General features: G+C 70.8%; 18 protein-coding genes. 3 read left to right on the forward strand and 15 right to left on the reverse strand.

Features of this window, described 5'->3' with window-relative positions; translation table 11 throughout:
• Positions 1-315 precede the first annotated feature (315 nt).
• The 15 genes from tyrS to pheS form a co-directional block, all read right to left on the reverse strand.
• Entirely contained in the window at positions 316-1,578 is a 1,263-nt protein-coding gene (gene tyrS / locus BN1056_RS05740; protein ID WP_210579720.1) for a tyrosine--tRNA ligase, read from the reverse strand.
• 181 nt (positions 1,579-1,759) lie between these two features.
• Positions 1,760-2,419, reverse strand: a complete 660-nt coding sequence (locus BN1056_RS05745) for an endonuclease III domain-containing protein (protein ID WP_210579721.1) — start codon at positions 2,417-2,419, stop codon at positions 1,760-1,762.
• Complete coding sequence (locus tag BN1056_RS05750) at positions 2,416-2,721, reverse strand: class I SAM-dependent methyltransferase (protein WP_210579722.1); 306 nt, start codon at positions 2,719-2,721, stop codon at positions 2,416-2,418. The genes BN1056_RS05745 and BN1056_RS05750 overlap by 4 nt, the downstream gene beginning before the upstream one ends.
• A complete protein-coding gene (locus tag BN1056_RS05755; RefSeq protein ID WP_210579723.1) occupies positions 2,718-3,428 on the reverse strand; it encodes a DNA-3-methyladenine glycosylase in 711 nt (236 codons plus the stop codon). Before BN1056_RS05755 ends, BN1056_RS05750 begins: the two co-directional genes overlap by 4 nt.
• Positions 3,429-3,438: 10 nt before the next feature.
• A complete protein-coding gene (gene argH, locus BN1056_RS05760) occupies positions 3,439-4,956 on the reverse strand; it encodes an argininosuccinate lyase (RefSeq protein ID WP_210579724.1) in 1,518 nt (505 codons plus the stop codon).
• Positions 4,957-4,970: 14 nt separating this feature from the next.
• Entirely contained in the window at positions 4,971-6,419 is a 1,449-nt protein-coding gene (locus BN1056_RS05765) for an O-antigen ligase family protein (RefSeq protein WP_210579725.1), read from the reverse strand.
• A gap of 246 nt (positions 6,420-6,665) precedes the next feature.
• The gene (locus BN1056_RS05770) at positions 6,666-7,889 is read right to left on the reverse strand and encodes an argininosuccinate synthase (protein WP_073333216.1); all 1,224 of its coding nucleotides are present in this window, start codon (positions 7,887-7,889) and stop codon (positions 6,666-6,668) included.
• 79 nt (positions 7,890-7,968) lie between these two features.
• Entirely contained in the window at positions 7,969-8,532 is a 564-nt protein-coding gene (locus BN1056_RS05775; protein ID WP_210579726.1) for an arginine repressor, read from the reverse strand.
• A complete protein-coding gene (locus tag BN1056_RS05780) occupies positions 8,529-9,770 on the reverse strand; it encodes an acetylornithine transaminase (RefSeq protein WP_210579727.1) in 1,242 nt (413 codons plus the stop codon). The genes BN1056_RS05775 and BN1056_RS05780 overlap by 4 nt, the downstream gene beginning before the upstream one ends.
• A complete protein-coding gene (argB, locus tag BN1056_RS05785) occupies positions 9,767-10,705 on the reverse strand; it encodes an acetylglutamate kinase (protein ID WP_210579728.1) in 939 nt (312 codons plus the stop codon). The genes BN1056_RS05780 and argB overlap by 4 nt, the downstream gene beginning before the upstream one ends.
• The gene (gene argJ / locus BN1056_RS05790; RefSeq protein WP_210579730.1) at positions 10,702-11,898 is read right to left on the reverse strand and encodes a bifunctional glutamate N-acetyltransferase/amino-acid acetyltransferase ArgJ; all 1,197 of its coding nucleotides are present in this window, start codon (positions 11,896-11,898) and stop codon (positions 10,702-10,704) included. The genes argB and argJ overlap by 4 nt, the downstream gene beginning before the upstream one ends.
• Positions 11,895-12,995, reverse strand: a complete 1,101-nt coding sequence (gene argC, locus BN1056_RS05795) for an N-acetyl-gamma-glutamyl-phosphate reductase (protein ID WP_210579733.1) — start codon at positions 12,993-12,995, stop codon at positions 11,895-11,897. Before argC ends, argJ begins: the two co-directional genes overlap by 4 nt.
• Before the next feature lie 135 nt (positions 12,996-13,130).
• On the reverse strand, positions 13,131-13,622 hold the full coding sequence (locus BN1056_RS05800) for a flavodoxin domain-containing protein (RefSeq protein ID WP_210579735.1): 492 nt from the start codon (positions 13,620-13,622) through the stop codon (positions 13,131-13,133).
• A 78-nt stretch (positions 13,623-13,700) separates the two neighbouring features.
• Entirely contained in the window at positions 13,701-16,355 is a 2,655-nt protein-coding gene (pheT, locus tag BN1056_RS05805) for a phenylalanine--tRNA ligase subunit beta (protein ID WP_210579736.1), read from the reverse strand.
• 1 nt (position 16,356) lies between these two features.
• Positions 16,357-17,445 carry a phenylalanine--tRNA ligase subunit alpha gene (pheS, locus tag BN1056_RS05810; RefSeq protein WP_210579738.1) on the reverse strand — a complete coding sequence of 363 codons (1,089 nt, stop codon included), beginning with the start codon at positions 17,443-17,445 and terminating at the stop codon, positions 16,357-16,359.
• A gap of 183 nt (positions 17,446-17,628) precedes the next feature.
• Between pheS and BN1056_RS05815 the strand changes: the two genes are divergently transcribed.
• From BN1056_RS05815 to BN1056_RS05825, 3 genes are all read left to right on the forward strand, one after another.
• Positions 17,629-18,477: a MerR family transcriptional regulator gene (locus BN1056_RS05815; protein ID WP_210579740.1), complete on the forward strand. Its 849-nt coding sequence runs from the start codon at positions 17,629-17,631 to the stop codon at positions 18,475-18,477.
• Between the two features lie 87 nt (positions 18,478-18,564).
• The gene (locus tag BN1056_RS05820) at positions 18,565-19,524 is read left to right on the forward strand and encodes an ABC transporter ATP-binding protein (RefSeq protein WP_210579742.1); all 960 of its coding nucleotides are present in this window, start codon (positions 18,565-18,567) and stop codon (positions 19,522-19,524) included.
• The gene (locus tag BN1056_RS05825; RefSeq protein ID WP_210579743.1) at positions 19,521-21,152 is read left to right on the forward strand and encodes an ABC transporter permease; all 1,632 of its coding nucleotides are present in this window, start codon (positions 19,521-19,523) and stop codon (positions 21,150-21,152) included. The genes BN1056_RS05820 and BN1056_RS05825 overlap by 4 nt, the downstream gene beginning before the upstream one ends.
• Positions 21,153-21,156: the final 4 nt, after the last annotated feature.

Raw genomic sequence — 21,156 nt, forward strand, 5'->3', positions numbered from 1 at the left:
CAAACAAACACGACACACTATCGAGATCCCAAACAACACACCCACCGAGTATTCACATCGCCTTACGGCTGAATGCTTCATCTCGGAAGCGCCGGAAGAACTTTAGCGGGCCGCTTGATTCGGGTCAAATCAGAATTCCGTGATTCCGATCTCGACCAGCGGCCCTGTTCAGTTCACTCCTGCCACCATCCCCGGGTCATCCCCGCGGCGGCGACAGGGGAAGACTTTACGCAGACCGTCCGGCCCGGTCAAACACGGCGGCGGTGACAACAGCCACACGCCGTCGCCACCGCCGTTGCTCCGCGTCTCAGCGGTTCAGGACTGCCTGGCAACCGCCAGGTTTCGCCGTCCCTTCCGCACCAGGACAACGCCACCCGCCAGCAGTTGTTCCTGCGTCACGGGCGCGTCCTCGTCGGTCACTTTGGCGTTGTTGAGGTATGCGCCGCCTGCCGCCACCGTCTTTCGGGCAGCGTTGCGTCCCCGTTCCAGCCCGGTGGCAACCAGCAGGTCGACAATGGTCGAACTGCCTACCTCGAGGGGGGCGGCCGGTAGGTCCGCGGTTGCGGCAGTCAGCGTCGCCTCGTCCAATGCGGTCAACTCGCCTTTCCCCCACAGGGCCGCGGTGGCGGCCTCCGCCTGCGCGGTTGCGTCCGACCCATGAACCCACGTAGTCACCTCGTGCGCCAGAACGCGCTGGGCCTCGCGTGCCTTCGGGTTGGTCGCCACGCTCTGCTCCAACCGCTCGATCTCCTCACGCGGCAGGAAGGTGAAGACCTTGAGGAAACGCACCACGTCGGCGTCGTCGACCTGCAGCCAGAACTGGTAGAACGCGTAGGGGCTGAGCATCTCCGGGTTTAGCCAGATGGCCCCGCCCTCGCTCTTGCCGAACTTCGTCCCGTCGGCCTTGGTGATCAACGGGTTGGTCATGACGTGCACCGAGTCACCCTCGACCTTGTGGATCAGGTCCATGCCGCCCACAAGATTGCCCCATTGGTCATTGCCACCGACCTCCAGCGTGCAGCCGTAGCGGCGGTATAGCTCCAGGTAGTCATTTGCCTGGAGGATCTGGTAGCTGAATTCCGTGAAGGAGATGCCCTCCTCACTGGCCAGCCGACGGGCAACGATGTCCTTGGACAGCATGGTGCCCATGCGGAAGTGCTTGCCGAGGTCCCGCAGGAAGTCGATCGCGCTCAGCCCAGCGGTCCAATCCAGGTTGTTGACAATGCGCGCAGGGTTGTCGCCGTCGAAGTCAAGCAGATGCTCGAGCTGCTCACGCAGCCCCTGCGCCCACTCGGCAACTACTTCCTTGGTGTTGAGGGAACGCTCCCCCTTCGCACGCGGGTCACCGATGAGCCCGGTCGCACCTCCCACCAGGGCCAGCGGATGATGGCCGGCCAGCTGCAGGTGCCGCATGACCTTGACCGCGACAAGGTGACCGTGATGCAGGGAAGGCGCGGTCGGGTCGAAGCCGCAATAGAAGGTGACCGGTCCGGCGTTCAGCGCTGCGCGCAGCGCGTCGATGTCGGTGTGCTGGGCGATGAGGCCCCGCCACTGCAACTCGTCCAGGATGTCGGTCACGGTCCTGTGCCTTCCCATGTCTTCTCCCGGCACATGCGGGCCGGGGCCGGGGCGGTTGCCCGGCGCGGGCTAGTCTGCCACGGCCGTGCCGCATGCCAGACGAAGTGTCAGGAGAGCGGACATGCGCCTCCAGCGATATCGGCGCCACGGCTCCCCTCCGTCTTCTGGACGCACGCAGTACCTATCGGGGCCGCGCCGCGGCAATGCCGATCATGGGGCCGTAGGCCTCCCAGCCTCCGGCCGCCCGGGCACGCTTGCCCGCTTCGATGATCAGTCCGTGGAGGTCCACGAGCTCCGCATGGCTGAGTCCCTCGGCATCGATGCGGGCCTCCAGGGCCTTCCTGGTGGTCTCGTAGTCGTGGCCGACGGCGTAGCCGGCCTGCCGTAGCAGACGCCGCCCGTAGGCGTCGAAGATGAAACGACGCCTGCCATAGACCATCAGCGCCGCCACATCAGCACTTTCCGGCCCAATACCGGGCAAGGACAGCAGCGCGGCGCGCAGGGCGTCGTCGTCCAGCTCCACCGCGGCCTTCCCATCCGCGGACAGCATCCAGGCGGCGAAGGCGCGCAGCGAACGCGACTTGGCCCGCATGAAGCCGGCCGGGCGGATGAGCGCGGTCAGTTCCGCATCGGTCAGGCGCAGCAGTTTCTCCGCTTCGAAGTCGGTGGCCTCCCGCAGCAGCGCCAGGGCGCGCTCGACATTCGTCCAGGCGGTGTTCTGCACCAGCACGATCCCGCACACGTATTCGAAGGGGGTCCGCGCGGGCCATACCGGAGTCTCCCCCGACGCGGCGTGCAGGAGCGCCAGTAGGTCGCGCACCGGCAGCGGGTCGCCGGTCATTGCCCCGCCCCCATCGGGCGGTCCCAGACCGGTGAATAGCGCCAGTAGAAGCGACGACGCATCCGGGACCCCGGCAGGATCCGGGCGGACGCCGCGCGAATCTCCTGCAGCGACTCGCGCGCCGGTGCCGTGGGCACGCCGACGTCGCACACGGCCGCGAGCCGTTCCATGAGCAGTCCCTCACCGCAGCCCACGTCCAGGGCCCGCCCGCCGCGGCGGGCGGCATCCGCCACGAGCTCGTTGTGGAAGGCCGCATTGTGGTTCCAGTAGCGGTTGGAATGCGCGGTGTCTGCGGCGCTCATCGTCTGCTCCCGCCCCGGCGGCGTGGACGTGCGGGCTTGTAGGGAGAGACCGTCGGCTCGCCGTCGATCCAGAAGCGCCACGGGTAGACGACGCCGTCGCCGCCGGGGCCGGACACACCGGTGCGCGGGCCGGTGCAGATACGAGCGGGGTCCGGTGCAGCTCCCGGTACGGGCAGCGTCAGGACCACGCGGGAGCCCGCCGGACCGAGCCGGACGCCGTCGTCGTCCCGGGTCAGACCGAGTGCCTGACACAGGCGGGCCGGCCCTCGTGCCAGATCGCGGTCGGTGCGGGCGGCGGGCCGAAGCCGGCGCGCCAAGTCGAGTCCGTCCGTAACCTCCCCGCCGCGCAGCAGTACGGCGCGGGAGCGCCCGGCGGGCCCGCAGACGATATTCGCGCAGTAGTGCATGCCGTAGGTGAAATAGACGTAGATGGCGCCGGCGGCCTCGAACATGGAGGAGTTGCGGGCGGTGCGGCCGCGGTAGGCGTGCGAGCCCGGGTCCGCCTCGCCCCGGTAGGCCTCGACCTCCGTCAGGCGCACCGACACCACACCCTGCGGTGAGTTGGTGGTCAGCACCGCGCCGAGCAGCCGCGGAGCCACGTCGACCGGGTCGTCGGCAAGCAGCCGCGCAATGTCCGCGGGCACGCCCGGCGCGCCGGCGGAGTCATCGCGGGGAGATTCCGTCCCCACCGCCTCCGACCACGTCATGCGCCCGTCCCTATGGCTCCCGGACGGTGGTCCCGTCGGCCTCCGCCCCGGCATCGGCGGGACCGTCGAGCAGGGAGCCCTCCCAGGAGAACACGCGCAGTTCGGCGGAGTGCTCGACGGCGCGAGCCAACTGCTCGACCACGCGCACCGGGGCGGTTCCTCCGTGGCCGGCCCGAGCGGCGACGGATCCCTCGGCGGAGAGCACGCTGCGCACCTGCGGCGTCAGCCGCGGATCGATGGCGGCGAAGTCTGCATCGGTCAGGTCCCACAGCTCGATGCCGCGCCCCTCGCACGCGCGCACGCAGGCGCCGGAGATCTCATGGGCCTCACGGAACGGCACGCCCCGCTTGACCAACCACTCGGCGATATCCGTGGCCAGGGAGAAGCCCTGCGGCGCCAACTGCGCCATGCGCTCATAGTTCAGACGCATGGTGGCGACCATGCCGGACACGGCGGGCAGCAGCACGGCGAGCGTGTCGACGGCATCGAAGACCGGCTCCTTGTCCTCCTGCAGGTCGCGGTCGTAGGCGAGCGGCAGGGCCTTGAGGGTGGCCAGCAGCCCGGCCAGGTCGCCGATCAGGCGGCCGGCCTTGCCACGGGCGAGCTCGGCGACGTCGGGATTCTTCTTCTGCGGCATGATGGAGGAGCCGGTGGAGAAGGAGTCGTCGAGGGTGACGAAGTCGAACTCCTTCGTGTTCCAGATGATGATCTCCTCCGCCAGGCGGGAGACGTCCACCGCCGTCATGGCCAGGATGAAGGACATCTCGGCGACCGTGTCACGGGCGGAGGTGCCGTCGATGGAGTTCTCGCAGGCGGCGTCGAAGCCCAGGTCGGCGGCGACGGCGTCGGGGTCGAGTCCGAGCGTGTTGCCGGCCAGGGCACCCGATCCGTAGGGGCTGACGGCGGCGCGCGCGTCCCAGTCCTGCAGCCGCTCGACGTCGCGCATCAGCGGCCAGGCGTGGGCGAGCAGTTGATGGGCGACCAGCACCGGCTGGGCGTGCTGCATGTGGGTGCGCCCCGGCATAATGGCCTCGCCGGCGGCGGCGGCCTGGTCGATGAGTGCATCGACGACGTCGAGGACCAGCCCGGCCAGGTGGCGGGCCTGATCGCGCAGGTACATGCGAATCAGAGTGGCGATCTGATCGTTGCGGGAGCGGCCTGCACGCAGCCTGCCGCCCAGATCGGCGCCGGCGCGTTCCATCAGGCCGCGTTCGAGTGCGGTGTGCACATCCTCGTCTGCGGGCGTCGGGGCGAAGGCGCCGGAGACGACGTCGTCCTCGAGCCGGTCCAGGGCCGCGAGCATGCCGTCGAGCTGGGCGGTGTCGAGTAGTCCGGCGGTGGATAGGGCACGGGCGTGTGCGCGCGAGCCGGCGATGTCGTAGCGGGCCAGGCGCCAGTCGAAGTGCGTGGAGACGGACAGGGCCGCCAGGGCGTCGGCGGGCCCGCCGGTGAAACGGCCGCCCCATAGGCTGATGCCGTTCGGTGAGGATGCGGGAGTGGAGGGGGTCCGGGGCGGCTGACTCGTCATGGGACCATCATGACTCATCGTGACGGCCGACCGGGAGCGGGTCCGCTGCCCGGACCGACGCAGGATGCTCGGTCTGCGGCCCGCCGTCGGCGTCGCGAGTCAGTTCGGTGGCTCTGACGCGCGGATGAGCCGCGGCCGTCGGCCTCGCCATCGCCGCGGTTGCGTTCGTAGAGACGGTGCAGGCCCAACCAGGTGCCCAGGGCGCAGACGAGCACCCAGTTGCCCTCGCTCAGCAGCCGAGACTCGGTGAAGGACTGAACGGTCATCGCCGTCATGAGCAGGGCGGGCAGCAGCACCGAGGCGTCGGAGTCGATGTTGCGCAGCGCCAGGCGGAAGGAGCGGTACAGGAGCAGCACGACCAGGACGACGACGAGCGTCGCCCCGACCACACCGGTTTGGAACAGCGCCTCGATGTAGGCGTTGTGGGCGCTCATGGTGGGGGTGCCGTCCGGGCGGACCACGAGGGTGGCGAACAGCGGCAGCCATGGCACCCAGTACATGATCCAGCCCCAGCCCAGGATGGTGTGCTCCTCCCACAGGTCCAGAATCCGCTGCCAGATCTCCCAGCGGCCGGACATGTCCGTACTGCGTCCCAGGGCCGCCGTCACCTGTGAGTGGAGACCGACCGCCGCGGCGACCAGCGCCACCCCCAGGGCTACTGCGCTCATGAGTATGGCCGGGCGCAGTCGGGGCGGAGCGTGCCGCACCAGCCACAGCAGCAGGCACACGGCGGCGCACACGATCAGGGCGACGGAAACGGTCGCCGATCCGGCGAGCACCAGCACCAGCAGGGATACGGCCGTCCAAGTCACCAGTCCCAGCGGACGCACCCGCCGGTCGGCCCAGCGCACCGCGACGCACAACAGGGTGAGCAGGGCGATGAATGCCAGTGGGTTGCGGTTGCCGACAATGCCTTGAATCGGGCCGCCGTTGAACAAGTCCCCGTTGACCCAGTAGTAGGAGATCGGCACCTCTTCCCAGTCGCGCATGTACAAGGGGATGAGCGGATGGTGCAACACCAGGGCCACCCAGGCCTCCAGCAGCAGGCTCAGCACGAGGGTGGCTTCGAGGGCGCGGCTGAGGGCATCGGTCAGCTGTCGCAGTGACAGGCCGCATGCCAGCAGCACACCGGCCGCGCTGGTGGCAAGCATGAGCAGCGCCGCGAGGGCGGTTTCGCGGCGATACTGGGACCAGATGATGCTCAGCACGCAGACGACGACGTAGGCGGTTGTCACTGGGGGCAGAGCGCGCCAGGGCACGCGGTGGCCCTCGTAAAGGAAGACGAGCAGGAGCACGACGCCGCTCAGGGCAGCGATCACGCCGAAGGCCCACCAGCCGACGAGATCACGCACCCCCTGGCCGGAGAAGGTCAGGAAGAAGGCCCAGGTTCCCAGGGCGGGCAACAGCGGGCGGCGTGAGCCGCGGACAGTCGCGGTAACTCGGGCGCGGTCATCGGTTGGCACGCTGCTCCTTGCCGGTATTGCTTTCATATTCCCCGCCGCGCGGATCGAGGCGGTGTCAACGAGGCTGAGGCGATGCGACATGGTGTCGTACCGCCCTGCTGTAGCCGAAGCGTAATCGTTTGCGCGCCTCGCCGAGGCGGAATCGGCGCCCGATTAGGCAAGCGGAGCCACTGACGCGGCCGGCGGCCGACCGCACAGTAAATGTACGGTCGGCCGCCGGTGCCGTTATTGGTGCCGGTTTCGGCGCTAGAAGGTGACGCCGTTGCCGAGGCGGACATCGCGAGCGGCAGCGAGCTTGGACTGCATGCCGTAGATCTCGATGAAACCGCGGGAGGAGGACTGGTCGAAGGTGTCCCCCGTCTCGTAGGTGGCCAGGTTGAAGTCGTACAGACCGGTGTCGGTGCGACGCCCGTTGACGGTGGCGCGGCCCCCGTGCAGCACCATGCGGATGTCACCGGTCACGTAGCGCTGAGTGTCCTCGATGAAGGCGTCCATGGAGCGCTTGAGCGGCGAGTACCACTGGGCCTCGTAGACCAGGTCGCTCCAGGCCTGCTCCATCTGCCGCTTGTAGCGACGCTGGAGACGCTCCAGGGTGACGGCCTCCAGGGCCTGGTGCGCCTCAATCAGCGCGACGGCGCCGGGGGCCTCGTAGATCTCGCGGGACTTGATGCCGACCAGTCGGTCCTCGACCATGTCGATGCGTCCCACACCCTGGGCGCCGGCGCGCCGGTTGAGTTCCTGAATCGCCTGCAGCGGGGTGACCGACTTGCCGTCGATGGCCGTGGGCACGCCCTGCTCGAAGTGGATGACGACCTCGTCGGGCAGCGGCGGGTAGGTGGGGTCGTCGGTGTAGACGTAGACGTCCTTGGTGGGGGCGTTCCACAGGTCCTCCAGGAACCCGGTCTCGATGGCGCGGCCCCACACGTTCTGGTCGATGGAGAAGGGGTTGTGCTTGGTGGTCTCGATCGGCAGGTCGTGCTTCTCGGCGTACTCGATGGCGACGTCGCGGGTCAGGGCGAGGTCACGCACCGGGGAGATGCAGTTCATGTCCGGGGCCATGGAGGTGATGGCCACCTCGAAGCGCACCTGGTCGTTGCCCTTGCCGGTGCACCCGTGGGCGACCGTGCTGGCGCCGAACTCGCGGGCGGCCCGCACCAGGTGCTTGGCAATAACCGGACGGGACAGGGCGGAGACCAGCGGGTACCTGCCCTCGTACAGGCCGTTGGCCTTCAGGGCGGGCATGCAGTACTCGGTGGCGAATTCGTCCTTCGCGTCCGCCACATAGGCCTCCACGGCGCCGCAGTCGAGGGCGCGCTGGCGGATGACCTCCAGGTCCTCCCCGCCCTGGCCGACGTCGACCGCGACGGTGACGACCTCGCGGCCGGTCTGCTCGCCGATCCAGCCGATGGCGACGGACGTGTCCAGGCCTCCGGAGTAGGCGAGGACGACGCGGTCCTTGTGGTTGCTCATATGCGTTCCGTTTCTTTCTCTGTGGTGTCTGCGTAAGACGGGTCGTTGATGGGGAAATGGTCGGGGTGGGAGGGGCCGGTCAGCCGCGCTGTCCCGGGTCGGCCAGGGCCAGCAGGTGCGCGGCCACATCGGCCGCGACCGCCTCCGAGCGGGTGATCACCAGCACGGTGTCGTCTCCGGCGATGCAGCCGAGCACGCCGGGCAGCATGGCGTCGTCGACGGCGCCGGCCAGCAGCTGAGCGGCACCGGCCGGGGTGCGCAGGACCAGCTGGTTGCCGGCCCATTCGGCGGTCACCACCAGGTCGGCGCACCAGCGGGCCAGGCGGGAGGTGGTGTGCTCGGCCAGGGGCTCGCCGTCGTTGCCGGCGGCCGGCACCTGTCCGGGCGCACCGGCCTCGGGGATCGCGTACACCTGGGTGCCGCCGGCGCCGCGGACCTTGGTGGCGCGCAACTCCACCAGGTCGCGTGAGAGCGTGGCCTGGGTGGTGGCCACGCCGCGGCGGGCCAGTGCTTCGCGCAGCTCGGCCTGGGAGCGGATGCGCTCGTGGCCGAGGATCCGCGTGATCAGGGCGTGGCGGGCGGCCTTGGTTGCGGGCGTGGCCGATCCGGGCTCGTGGGCCGGGGCTTCGGGCGGGGCGCTCATGCCGCCGCCCGCTCGGCCAGGACGTCGGCGAGCACGCTGGTGAAGGCGTCGGCATCGGCGTCGGACAGGATGAAGGGCGGAGCCAGGCGGAGCGTATCGGGGCGAGGCGGGTTGACGATGAAGCCGCGCTGCTCGAGCTCGGCGGCGACTTCGGCGGCCGGGCCGACCCCGTCGTCCAGGCCCACGCCGCGCAGCAGCCCGACGCCACGCACCTCGGTCACGCCGGGCACGGCAGTCAACTGCGCCGCCCACCGGTCCCCCAGCTCGGTGGCCCGTTTGAGCAGCCCCTCCTTATTGATCGTGTCGATGACGGCCAGGGCGGCGGCCGCAGCCACGGGGTTGCCTCCGAAGGTGGTGCCGTGCTGGCCCGGGCCCAGCAACTGGGCCGCTTCCCCGGTGGCGACGGCGGCCCCGATCGGCATTCCTCCGCCCAGTCCCTTGGCGAGGGTGACCACATCCGGGACCACGCCGGGGGCAAGTAGGTGATGTGCCATCCAGGCGCCCGAACGCCCCATGCCGGTCTGCACCTCGTCGAGGATCAACAGTGCCCCCGCGGCGGTGGTGAGTTCGCGGGCCGCCTCCAGGTAACCGGCGGGCAGCGGCCGTACTCCGGCCTCCCCCTGGATGGGTTCGACGAACAGGGCGGCCACGTCCGGGCCCAGAGCCGCCCGCAGGGCGTCGACGTCACCGGCGGGGATGAATTCGACCCCGCCGGGCAGCGGCTCGAAGGGCTCCCGGTAGGCGGCCTTGTGGGTCAGGGCGAGCGCCCCCATGGTGCGGCCGTGGAAGGCGTCCTCCAGGGCGAGAATACGCGGGCGGGCGGCGCCGCCGTGGCGGCGGGCGATCTTGAAGGCCGCCTCGTTGGCCTCCGTGCCGGAGTTGGCCAGGAAGACCCGGGAGGCCTGCAGCGCACTGGGGAACACCAGGGCGTCCAGCGTCTCGGCCAGGCGGATCTGCGCCGGAGAGGTGAACAGGTTGGAGATGTGTCCCAGGGTGCCCAGCTGCTCGGTGACCGCGGCGACCAGGGCCGGATGGGCGTGGCCCAGGCAGTTGACCGCGATGCCGGCCAGCAGGTCGACGTACTCGTTGCCGTCGGCGTCCCAGACGTGAGCGCCGCTTCCGCGCACGAGCACGCGAGCGGGGGTGCCGAAGGTATTCATAACGGCGGCCGCGTAGCGGGTGCGCCAGGTTTCATTGGGGTCGGCGGCTGCGGTCGCCGCGGTTGCGGGCGTACTCATAGCGTGGCTCCTCCTTTCGTGCGGGACTGCGGAATGACGTCGGGGTGGACCACGGTGCCGACGCCGTCGTCGGTAACGATCTCCAGCAGCATCGAGTGCGGCTGGCGGCCGTCGACGACGTGGGCCTGGCCGACGCCGCCGCGCACGGCCCGCAGGCAGGCCTCCATCTTGGGCACCATGCCGCTGGACAGTTCGGGCAGGAGCGCCTCGAGCGCGTCGGCGCCGATGCGGGAGACCAGCGAGTCCTTCTCCGGCCAGTTGGAGTACAGGCCCTCCACATCGGTCAGCACGATGAGCTTCTGCGCCTTCAGGGCCACCGCGAGTGCGGCCGCGGCGGTGTCGGCGTTGACATTGAGCACGGTGGTGGCGTCGGCGACCAGCGGGGCGACCGAGGACACCACCGGGATGCGTCCCTGGTCCAGCAGTTCGGTCACCGAACGGGGATCGACCTCGACGACGTCGCCGACCAGGCCGACGTCGACGCTCTCGCCGTCCACGGTGGCCAGGCGCTGGCGGGCGCGCAGCAGACCGCCGTCCTCACCGGAGATGCCGACGGCAGCGGATCCGGACTCGTTGAGCAGGCTGACCAGTTCGCGCTGCACGCCGCCGGTGAGCACCATGCGCACCACGTCCATGACCTCGGGAGTGGTCACGCGCAGGCCGCCCTTGAACTCGGACTCGATGCCTAGGCGGGCCAGCATGGCGCTGATCTGGGGGCCGCCGCCGTGGACCACGACGGGGCGCAGGCCCACCTGATGGAGGAAGAGCACGTCTTGGGCGAAGGCGCGCTTGAGGGCGTCGTCGACCATGGCGTTACCGCCGTACTTGATGACGATGGTGGCGCCCTTGTAGGCGCGCAGCCAGGGCATGGCCTCCAGCAGGACGGAGGCCTTCTGGGTGGGAGTCAGCGAGGTGGGCAGAGCGGTGGTGGTCATGTCGTGTAGTCCGCGTTGATGGTTACGTATCCGTGGGTGAGGTCATTGGTCCAGACGGTGGCCGCGGCGTCGCCGACGTTCAGGGCGATGTCGATGCGGGTCTCGCGCGGGGTCATGTCCACGGTGGAACGGTCCGCCCCGAGGGCCCCGTGGGCGTAGATGGTCACCCCGTTGATGGCCACGTCGACGGCGTCGGGGTCGAAGGGGCACACCGCCTCGGGGACGGTACCGAGCTGGGAGATGACGCGCCCCCAGTTGGGGTCCTCGCCGGCGACGGCGCACTTGAGCAGGTTGGAGGCCGAGACGGTGCGGGCGGCGGCCTCGGCGGCGGCCTCGGTGACCGCGCCGGTGACGGTGATGGCGATGTCGTGGGTGGCGCCCTCCGCATCGGCCACCAGCCGGCGTCCGAGGCGGCCCAGCAGCTCCTGGACGGCGGCGTCGAATTCATCCGCCACCGGTACCCTGCCGGAGGCGCCGGAGGCGAGCAGCAGCACGGTGTCGTTGGTGGACATGCAGCCGTCGGAGTTGATGCGGTTGACGGTACGGGCTGCGGCCCGGGACAGGGCGGATTGGGCGGCGTCGGCGTCGACGACGGCGTCGGTGGTGATCACGCAGAGCATGGTGGCCATGCCGGGGGCGAGCATGCCCACGCCCTTGATCATGCCGCCGATGCTCCAGCCGTCCAGGTGGAGGGCTTCCTCCTTGGAGACGGTGTCGGTGGTCATGATGGCGGTGGCGGCGTCGTGGCCGGCCTCCGGGCCGTCTTGCAGGGATGCGGCGGCGGCGGCGGCGCCGTCCAGCAGGGTGGGCATGTCCAGGGGCACGCCGATCACTCCGGTGGAGCACACCAGGACGGAGTCGGCCGCGGTGCCGGGGCGGGAGTCGGCGAGCAGTTCGGCAACGCGGGCGGCCGTGGCTGCCGTGTCGGCGGCGCCGCGGGGGCCGGTGCAGGCGTTGGCCGAGCCGGAGTTGAGGATGACCGCGCAGGCGCGGTTGGCCGGGCCGCGCCGGCCGGAGAGTACTTCGCGGCACCAGCGCACCGGGGCGGCGACCACCCGGTTGGTGGTGAACACGCCGACGGCGACGTCCAGGGGGCCGTCGTTGACCACCAGGGCGAGGTCGCGCTTGCCCGACTCCTTGAGTCCGGCGCTGATCCCGGCGGCGCGGAAGCCGGCGGCGGCGGTTACGCTCACGGGGCGACTCCTTCGGTGATGACCCCGGTGGTCTCGGGCAGGCCGAGGGCGAGGTTGAGGGACTGGACGGCGGCCGAGGCGGTGCCCTTGCCGAGGTTGTCGATGGCGCAGATGATCACGGCGACGCCGGCGGCGGCGTCGTAGGCGACCTGCACGGTGGCCACGCCGGTGCCGGCGACCGCGCCGGTGACCGGCCAGACGCCCTCGGGCAGCAGGTGGATGAGCGCTTCACCAGCACCGGTGGGGCCGTAGACGCGCTCCCAGGCCTGGCGCAGCACGGCGTCGGGGTGGTCGCTGCCGCTGACGGCCGCGGTGACCGGGGCGGTGACGGTGGCGAGAATGCCGCGGCTCATGGGCACCAGCACGGGGGTGAAGGACAGGCGCACGGAGTCCGGGGCGGCGCCGGCGACCTGGAGGTTCTGGATGATCTCGGGGATGTGCCGGTGGGTGCCGCCGACGGCGTAGGGCTGAGCGGAGCCGAGGGCCTCGGAGGCGGTCAGGTGGGGCTTGAGCGTCTTGCCGGCGCCGGAGTAGCCGACGGCCAGCACGGCGTTCAGACGGCCCGGGTCGATGAGTCCGGCGGCGATGCCGGGTTGTGCGGCCAGGGTAACGGCGGTGACGTTGCAGCCGGGCACCGCGATCCGCCGAGTGGTGGCCAGCTGCTCGCGCTGGGCGCCGGCCACGGTCTCGCCGGCGTGGAGGAGCTCGGGCATGCCGTAGGTCCAGGCGCCGGCGTAGTCGGTGCCGTAGAACCGCTGCCAGGCGGCGGCGTCGGTGAGCCGGTGGTCGGCGCCGCAGTCCACCAGGATGGGGGTGGGGCCGTCCGCCTGTTCCAGCGCGGCGGCGACGGCGCCGGACACGCCATGGGGCAGGGCCAGCACGACGATGTCGTGTCCGACCAGGTGCTCGGGGTCGGTGGGTGCCACCACGCGGTCGGCCAGGCCGATCAGGTGCGGGTGGTGCTGCCCCAGGCGCGTGCCGGCCGAGGCGTTGGCCGTGACGGCGCCGATCTCGATCTGGGGATGTGCGGCGAGCAGGCGGAGGACCTCTCCGCCCGCGTACCCGGTCGCTCCGGCGACCGCTGCTGTCCATGTCACGCCGGAACCATACATCCGAGTGGATACATATGCACAGCTGGACGGGCGCTGGAGCCGGGTCGGCTTACTCACATCCGCCGGGAATGTGGCACCAGACCCCGCAGGCAGCACGGAGCGATGCCTACCGGGCGCTCCTCAACGTGCGGCCAGGTCCTGAGCGATCTTGTCGGCCCAGGCGCGCACGGCGTCGAGGTCGAGAAAGTCCCCCTCGGAGGCGCCGCCCATGCGGGCGATTGAGCGTTCCCGCAGCGAGAGCTCGGCCGGGTTGAAGCGGCCCGGGAAGGTCGCATGATCCTCCGGGTCGATGGACAGCAGCACCGGGCCGATGCGGTGCGGGTCAGAGACCTTGCCCTTGGGCAGGCCGGACAGGCCCACCGAGAACGCCCACACGGGGTGGGAGTGCAGGGATTCGCTGAACCGCTGGGTGAAGTCAACGGCCTCCGCGGTCCAGCGGGTCATGTACACGGCGCTGCCGAGCACGAACGCGTCGTAGCCGGCGACGTCGGTGACGTCCTCGGGGTGGGACTGGTCGACGTCGTGGCCCGCGGCGCGCAGCTCCTGCGCGATCGCGGCGCCGACTTCGTCGGTGGACCCGTGGCGGGAGGATGACGTGAGCAGGATTCTCATGGCGTCAGTATCACCGTGCGGGGACGGTTCCGGCAGGCGGTCCGTCCAACGAACCGCCATCCGTGACCACCTCCACAATCAGGCGCGCAGCTGCGCACCCAAGCGCTTGGCCGCGCGCTTGACCACGCGCTTGCGCACCGCGGCGGTCTCCTCGGCGGTCAAGGTCCGGTCGGCGGCGCGCAGGCGCAGGGAGAAGGCCAGCGATTTACGTCCCTCCCCGAGCTGCGGGCCGCGGAAGACGTCGAACAGGCGCACCTCATCGGCCAGGTCTCCGGCAGCCTCGCGCACCACCTGCTCAACCGCGGCGGCGGTGACGGATTCATCGACGACGAGGGCGACGTCCTCCTTGGCGGCCGGGAAGGTGGACACGGGACGCACCTGGAGGACGCCGGCGTCGGCGGCGGCCGCCAGCAGCGGCTCCAGGTCGAGTTCGACGGCGCAGGCCCGCGGTGGCAGCCCAATGTTGCGGGCGACGCGCGGGTGCAGTTCACCGGCGTGGGCGATCAGCGTTCCGGGCACCAATTCGCGGCCCTGCCGGACGGCGGGCAGACGCACCTCGGCGGTGCGGCCGGGATGCCAGGGGGCGTAGGGCGTCTGCGGGGCGCCGACCTCGACGTCTACTCCGAGCGCGCCGGCCACCGTGCGCACCAGTGCGATGGCGTCGGCCCAATCCCAGGGGCGGCCGGTACCGAGTACGCCGGCGCGCTCCCGGTCTCCGGCCAGGACGACGCCCACGTGCGTGGGCTGGGCCGGGATACCGGCGTTCAGCGCGGCGATCTCCGCGTCGGAGGGGCGGTGGTCCACACCCGGGATGGGGGCCGGCACGGTCCCGGCCGGATGGGTGACGGAGCCGACCTCGAACACTGCCACGTCCTCAAGGCCGCGCGAGACATTGCGGCGGGCCACCTCGAGCAGCGAGTCGAGCACGGAGGTGCGCAGCAGTGGAGCGTCGTCGGCCAGTGGGTTGGCCAGGCGCACCGCCGCCCGGCGCGGATCGTCGGCGGGCAGCTCGAGGCGGTCGTGCACATCGCCGATGAACGGGTAGGACAGCACCTGGGTGAGGCCGGCGTCGGCGAGGGTGCGCACGACGTCGCGGCGGGCGCGCTGCCGGAAGGTCAGGCCCGTGCCCGCGGGTGCCACCGGCACGATCGAGGCAATGTTGTCATAGCCGTCCAGCCGGGCGACCTCCTCGGCGAAGTGGGCGGCGCCCACCAGGTCCGGCCGCCAGGTGGGCGGCGTGACCGCGAGGAGCTCCACGCCGTCGACGGCGGTTCCGACCGGTTCAACCGTGCAGCCGATGGCGCGCAGCAGTTCGGTGACGCGGGCGGTGCCGTAGGCAACACCGGTCAGGCGCTGCGCGGCGTCGGCGCGGATGGTGATCGGCTCCGGCGCGACGGTGCGGTTGACGTCGGTGGCGACCGCATCGGCGGTGCCGCCACCGTACTGGACCAGCAGGTCCACGGCGCGCTGCGCGGCCACGGGAGCGAGCTCGGTGTCCACGCCGCGCTCGTTGCGCTTGGAGGACTCGGTGGGCAGCTTGTGCCTGCGGGCGGAGCGGGCGATGGACACGGCGTCGAAGTGGGCGGCCTCGATGAGCACGTCGGTGGTCTCCGCGTCGATCTCCGTCTCCGCGCCGCCGAACACGCCCGCCAGCACCAGTGGCCGGGAGCCCTCCCCGGACGGGGAGTCGGTGATCAACAGGTCCTCGCCGTCCAGGTTGCGGGTGACCTCGTCGAGGAAGGTGAGGGTCTCCCCCGGCCGGGCGCGGCGCACCACGATCGGGGCGGCCAGCTTGTTCAGGTCGAAGGCGTGCAGCGGCTGGCCCAGGTCCAGCATCACGTAGTTGGTCACGTCCACGGCCAGGCTGATCGGGCGCATGCCGGCGGCGATCAGGCGGTCCTGCATCCACTTCGGGGAGGCGGCGGAGGGGTCGATGCCACGCACCACGCGGGCGACGTAGCGGTCCACGCCCGGGCGACCGTGAATGGGGGCGGTGTCCTCGGCGAAGTGGACGGGGAAGCCGTCCGCCCCGGCCGGGGCGATGCCCTGCGGGAAGCGCTCGGGGTTGGTGGCGTCGGCCGGGTCCGTGAAGGCGGCACCGGTGGCGTGGGAGTACTCGCGAGCCACGCCGCGCATGGAGAAGCAGTAGCCGCGGTCCGGGGTGATGTTGATCTCCAGGACCTCCTCCCCCAGTCCGAGCAGGCCGATGGCGTCACTGCCCGGGGCGGGAACCGGTTCGCCGTCGCGACCGTGGGCGGCCAGCCAGCGCTCGAGCACGATGATGCCGGAGTGGTCATTCCCGAGGCCGAGCTCCCGCTCGGAGCAGATCATGCCGTCGGAGATGTGCCCGTAGGTCTTGCGGGCGGCGATGGCGAAGTCGCCGGGCAGAACCGCGCCTGGCAGGGAGACCACCACGTGGTCGCCGGCCTCGAAGTTGTGGGCGCCGCACACGATGCCGCGGCTGGGCAGCTCGGAGGGCTCCTTGCCGGTTCCGGGGGCGTCGTTGTACTGGCCGACGTCGACGCGGCAGTAGTTGATGATCTTGCCGTTCTTCTGTTCCTTGGCCTCCCGGGTCAGCACCCGGCCGACAACGAGAGGGCCGGTGACCGCGGGGGGAACGATGCGCTCCTCCTCCAGTCCCACCTTGACCAGGTCTGCGGCCAGTTCGGCGGCGGTGGTACCAACGGGAACATCGACGTGCTCACGGAGCCACTCGATCGGGACGTATGGCATGTCAGTTACCCCTTCCGGTGGTGCCGAACTGCTGGGAGAAGCGGATGTCGCCCTCAACGATGTCGTGCATATCGGCGATGCCATGGCGCAGCATGAGGGTGCGCTCCAGGCCCATGCCGAAGGCGAAACCCGTGTACTCCTCCGGGTCGATGCCGCAGGCGGTCAGCACATTGGGGTTGACCATGCCGCAGCCGCCCCACTCGATCCAGCCGGCGCCGCCCTTCTTCTGCGGGAACCACAGGTCCATCTCGGCGCTGGGCTCGGTGAAGGGGAAGAAGGAGGGACGCAGCCGGGTGCGTGCCTCGGGCCCGAACATGACGCGGGCGAAGTGGTCCAGAGTGCCCTTCAGGTGGGCCATGGTCAGGCCCTTGTCCACCGCCAGACCCTCGACCTGGTGGAAGACCGGGGTGTGGGTGGCGTCCAGCTCGTCGGAGCGGAAGACCTTGCCCGGGCAGGCCACGTAGATCGGCGGGGCCTGGTTCAGCATGACGTGCGCCTGCACCGGCGAGGTGTGGGTGCGCAGCACCAGGTTCGCGGTGGCGCCCGGGGCGCCGCCCACGGAGGCGCCATCGATGTAGAAGGTGTCCTGCATCTGGCGGGCGGGGTGGTCGGCGTCGAAGTTGAGGGCGTCGAAGTCGAACCACTCGTGCTCGACCTCCGGCCCCTCGGCGATCGACCAGCCCATGGCGGTGAAGAAGTCGGAGACCTCGTCGATGAGGACATCCAGGGGGTGGCGGGCGCCGGCGGCGGCGCGGTCGGTGGGGACGGTGACGTCGACGGCCTCGGTGGCCAGCATGTCTGCCTCCGCCTGCGCCTCGAGTACCTCCTGGCGGGCGGCCAGGGCGGCGGAGATACGGCCGCGTGCGCCGCCGAGCAGCTTGCCGGCGGCGGCCTTGGCGGCACGGTCGGGCAGCCGGCCGATCTCGCGGTTGGCCAGGGCCAGAGCGGAGCCGTCACCGGCGTAGGTCAAACGCGCCTCCTTCAGCGCAGCCAAGTCGGCGGCGGCGTCGATGGCGGCGATGGCCTGGGCGACGAGGGCGTTGACGCCGGCCTCGTCCGTTGGCGAGAGGGCGCCGGGGGCGTCAGTCATATGCGGTTGCCTTCCACCAGATGAGTCGGGAATCTCCGGGGCCAGATTAGTCCGCGCCGCGCGAGTGCCCGAAATCGTCTCAGCAGCGACCCGCGCGGCGTGGACCCGCCTGCGCATGGTTCCCGGGGCGTATCCACGGGCGAGTCTTGACGGTGACGTTACGTCACCTGTTGGGATGGGTGCATGCGCATCAAGGAGATGGCCGATCTGGCCGGCACCACCCCGCGGGCGGTGCGTCACTACCACCGCCTGGATCTGCTGCCGGTGCCGCCGACCGTGCGCGGCCGGCGGGAGTACGGGGTGGCACACCTGGCCCGGCTCATGCGGATCCGTTGGCTGGCCGACGGCGGGCTGCCCCTGGCGCAGATCGCCGAGGTGCTCGCCCAGGATCCGGGTGGTGCCGACCGCGAGGCGGTGCTGCACAGCCTGCGGGCCACTAGGGAAACGGTTATTGCGCGCCGCCGCGAGCTGCAGGCGCAGGAGGCCCGCATCGACGAGTTGATCGCCCGGGTCGAGGACGGGGCGGGGCTGGAACCGATCCCCCAGTTGTTGGTGCGCTTCTACGAGGCCGTGCAGGCACGGCTTGAGGAAGAGGGGCTGAATACCCGCGGGCTGCGGGCCGAACGGCAGGTGGTGACGGCACTGGCCGCCCTGGGTCTGGTCCCCGACAGCATCGGCTCCTTCATGGCCGAGCTGGATGCCGCGGAGTGGGAGGCGGGCGTGCGCATCTATGCCGAGATCGCCCGCCTGGAGCGGCTGCATGGGGAAGCCGCCCGGACCGCCGCCCTCGTTCTGGCGGCGGAGACCTGGGAGTACACCCTCCGGCACCGTCGTGCGGCGCTGGCCGCATTCGCGGACTTCCCGACCGGGGCGCCGGGTCGCACCACCTGGCGACTGACCCAGATGATCACCAACGCATACACCGGACCGACGCAGCACCTGTACCTCGATCGCTTCCTGGAGCTGCTCCTGGCGGATCCGGATTTCGCCGTCGTCATTCGGCGCCTGGCCGGTGACGAGCCCACGCTGTAAGCCGCCCCGCTACTGCTTCTCCGGCAGGCAACTACCCCAATCACTACTCCATTCCCTGCTCCACACCGCCTTGAAAGGAACCCGCCAATGCCCCCACGCCACGCAAGCGGCCGCGCGGCCGCAGTAAGTACGACGAACCCGCCCGACGCCGCCACCCCGATCCGGGTGCAGGGCCTGGTCAAGCGCTTCGGGCGCTTCACCGCCCTGGACGGGCTGGACCTGGAAGTCGCCGCCGGGCAGGTGCACGGCTTCCTCGGCCCGAACGGGGCGGGAAAGTCCACGACCATCCGCACCCTGCTGGGCCTGTACCACCCCGACGGCGGCGCGGTGCGCGTGCTCGGGCGCGACCCGCGGCGGGAGGCGCCTCAAATCAACCGGGAGGTGTCATACGTGGCCGGGGATGTGGCGCTGTGGCCGAACCTGACCGGCGGGCAGGCGCTCGACGCCCTGGCGGGCCTGCGCGGCAGGCGTGACCGTGCCCTGGAGGACGAGTTGATCGAGCGCTTCGCCCTGGACCCGAGCAAGAAGGTGCGCACCTACTCCAAGGGCAACCGGCAGAAGGTGGCACTGGTGGCGGCACTCGCCGCACCAACCAGCCTGCTGATTCTCGACGAGCCGACCAGCGGCCTGGACCCGCTGATGGAGCAGGTCTTCATGGATGAGGTGACCCGGGCCGCGGCCCAGGGGCGCACCGTGCTGTTGTCCAGCCATGTCCTCGCCGAGGTACAGCGCCTGTGCAGCGCGGTGACGATCATCAAGGACGGACGTGTGGTGGAGCAGGGCGACCTGTCCAGACTGCAGCAGCTGGCCCGCACCCAGATCGAGGTCCGCGGCGGCGCGGATCTGCTGCACCGCATAGCCGCGTCGCTGCCGCAGCTGAAAGACGATCTGTCTGTGGAGGACGGCCGCCTGAGTGTGCAGGTGGGCGCCGCCCAGGTACCGGCGGTGCTGGCGGCCGTCGCCGCGCAGGGAGCCACCGACGTGATCTGCCGACCGGCGAGTCTGGAGGACCTGTTCCTGCGCCACTACGAGGAGGTGCGCGGATGAGCCTGCGCAACGACCTGCGCGGCCTGGGCCGCGCCCTGCGCCTGACCGCCAGGAGGCTGCGCGTGCAGGCGCTCGCCTGGATCCTGCCCCTGTGGCTGGGCATGGCGTCCTTCGCGCCGGCCTATCAGGACGCCTACTTCTCCGCAGCCGGCGACGCCGGTGGTGCGGGCAGCAATGCGGTGGTCGAGGCGCTGCGGGCCTCCCCGGGCACGCGCCTGCTGTACGGCGAGCTTCCCGACCCGGGCACCATCGGCCAGCTGGTGCAGTGGGAGGGAGCCACCTACCTGCTGGTGTGCACCGCGCTCATGGCGGTGCTGCTGACCTGCCGCCTGTTGCGCGCGGATGAGGACGAGGGCCTGACCGAGCTGTTGCGGAGCGCGGGCGCCGGGAGGTGGGTGCCCTTCCTCGCCCCGGTTCTGGTTATCTGGGCGGCGGTCGGCGTCCTGGCCGCCTTGGTGGGCGGCACGCTCGCTGCCGAGGCCACGCGGATCGAGTCGCTTCCCGCGGCGGGTGGATGGGCACTGGCCGGCGTGACCGCCGTCGTCGGCTGGGGCTTCGCGGGGCTGGCCGCCGTGATCTGCCAGCTGGCGCGCAGCGCCGCCGGCGCCCGCCCGCTGGCACTGGCATGTGTTGGAGTCGCCTTCATGATGCGGGTGGCGGCGGATGAATCCGGTGCCGCCTGGCTGCGGTGGCTCACGCCGTTGGGCTGGCGCGACCTGGCGGCTCCCTACACCGACGACGACCCCATGCCACTGGCGGCATGCGCGGCGATATGCGTTGCCCTAGTGGTGGCTGCCGGAACCCTGTACGCCCACCGGGAGTATGCCAGCGGCTACCTACCCGACCGAGCCACCAGTCGGCGCCGCTGGCGAATCCACGGCTACGCCGACCTACTCACGCGCCTGTCCACACGCACAACCCTGGCATGGGCGGCGGCGGTGGTCTGCTTCGCGGCGTTGTTCGGTTCTACGACCGAGGGCATCCTGGAGATGATGCGGGACGAGCGCATCGCCGAATATGTGGACATGCTGGTACAGGCCGACGTCGGCGTGATGGCGCAGTTCATGTCGCTGATGAGCGTGATGATGGTGTTGCTGATCGCGGTGGCGGCGACTGGGCAGGCGGGTCGGCTTGCCACCGATGAGGACGCCGGTCTGGTGGATGCGGAGGCCGCCGTCGGGGTGTCGCGCCGGCGTCTGTTCCTGATGCAGGCAGTCTCGGCGGCGGCGGTGGGGGCGATTCTGCTGGTGCTGTGCGGGGCCGTGCTGGCCGCAGTCACGGCCACGCAGGTGACCGAGGATCATGCCGTGGGGCGGGCCTTCGTGTTCACCGTCACCCAGCTGCCCGGCCTGCTGGCGGCGATCGGCATTGCCCTGGCGGTGGTCGGCGTGGCGCCGCGGCGTTTCGGCGTCGTGTGGGCGGTGATCGCCTGGAGCGCCTTCGCCAGGCTGCTGGGCGGCATGATGGACCTGCCGACCTGGGCGCAGGACCTGAGCGTGCTGGGGCACTACCTCGACGTCGTCGGCGACCCGGACTGGGTACCGCTGGCGGTGCAGACGGTTATCGGCGTCCTCGGTACCGCCGTCGGCCTGGTGGCCTACCGACGCCGGGACCTGCCGGGTGTCTGAACCG

The organism is Actinomyces succiniciruminis (genome assembly GCF_900002405.1).
Taxonomy (GTDB): domain Bacteria; phylum Actinomycetota; class Actinomycetes; order Actinomycetales; family Actinomycetaceae; genus Actinomyces; species Actinomyces succiniciruminis.

What these genes read in the sequence shown, in the direction of transcription:
- BN1056_RS05770 (WP_073333216.1), bottom strand. Translation starts at nt 7,889, where the DNA reads ATGAGCAACCACAAGGACCGCGTCGTCCTCGCCTACTCCGGAGGCCTG.
- BN1056_RS05755 (WP_210579723.1), bottom strand. Translation starts at nt 3,428, where the DNA reads ATGACGTGGTCGGAGGCGGTGGGGACGGAATCTCCCCGCGATGACTCC.
- BN1056_RS05745 (WP_210579721.1), bottom strand. Translation starts at nt 2,419, where the DNA reads ATGACCGGCGACCCGCTGCCGGTGCGCGACCTACTGGCGCTCCTGCAC.
- BN1056_RS05825 (WP_210579743.1), top strand. Translation starts at nt 19,521, where the DNA reads ATGAGCCTGCGCAACGACCTGCGCGGCCTGGGCCGCGCCCTGCGCCTG.
- argB (WP_210579728.1), bottom strand. Translation starts at nt 10,705, where the DNA reads ATGACCACCACCGCTCTGCCCACCTCGCTGACTCCCACCCAGAAGGCC.
- BN1056_RS05750 (WP_210579722.1), bottom strand. Translation starts at nt 2,721, where the DNA reads ATGAGCGCCGCAGACACCGCGCATTCCAACCGCTACTGGAACCACAAT.
- BN1056_RS05820 (WP_210579742.1), top strand. Translation starts at nt 18,565, where the DNA reads ATGCCCCCACGCCACGCAAGCGGCCGCGCGGCCGCAGTAAGTACGACG.
- BN1056_RS05800 (WP_210579735.1), bottom strand. Translation starts at nt 13,622, where the DNA reads ATGAGAATCCTGCTCACGTCATCCTCCCGCCACGGGTCCACCGACGAA.
- BN1056_RS05775 (WP_210579726.1), bottom strand. Translation starts at nt 8,532, where the DNA reads ATGAGCGCCCCGCCCGAAGCCCCGGCCCACGAGCCCGGATCGGCCACG.
- BN1056_RS05815 (WP_210579740.1), top strand. Translation starts at nt 17,629, where the DNA reads ATGCGCATCAAGGAGATGGCCGATCTGGCCGGCACCACCCCGCGGGCG.
- pheS (WP_210579738.1), bottom strand. Translation starts at nt 17,445, where the DNA reads ATGACTGACGCCCCCGGCGCCCTCTCGCCAACGGACGAGGCCGGCGTC.
- BN1056_RS05780 (WP_210579727.1), bottom strand. Translation starts at nt 9,770, where the DNA reads ATGAGTACGCCCGCAACCGCGGCGACCGCAGCCGCCGACCCCAATGAA.
- argH (WP_210579724.1), bottom strand. Translation starts at nt 4,956, where the DNA reads ATGACGAGTCAGCCGCCCCGGACCCCCTCCACTCCCGCATCCTCACCG.
- pheT (WP_210579736.1), bottom strand. Translation starts at nt 16,355, where the DNA reads ATGCCATACGTCCCGATCGAGTGGCTCCGTGAGCACGTCGATGTTCCC.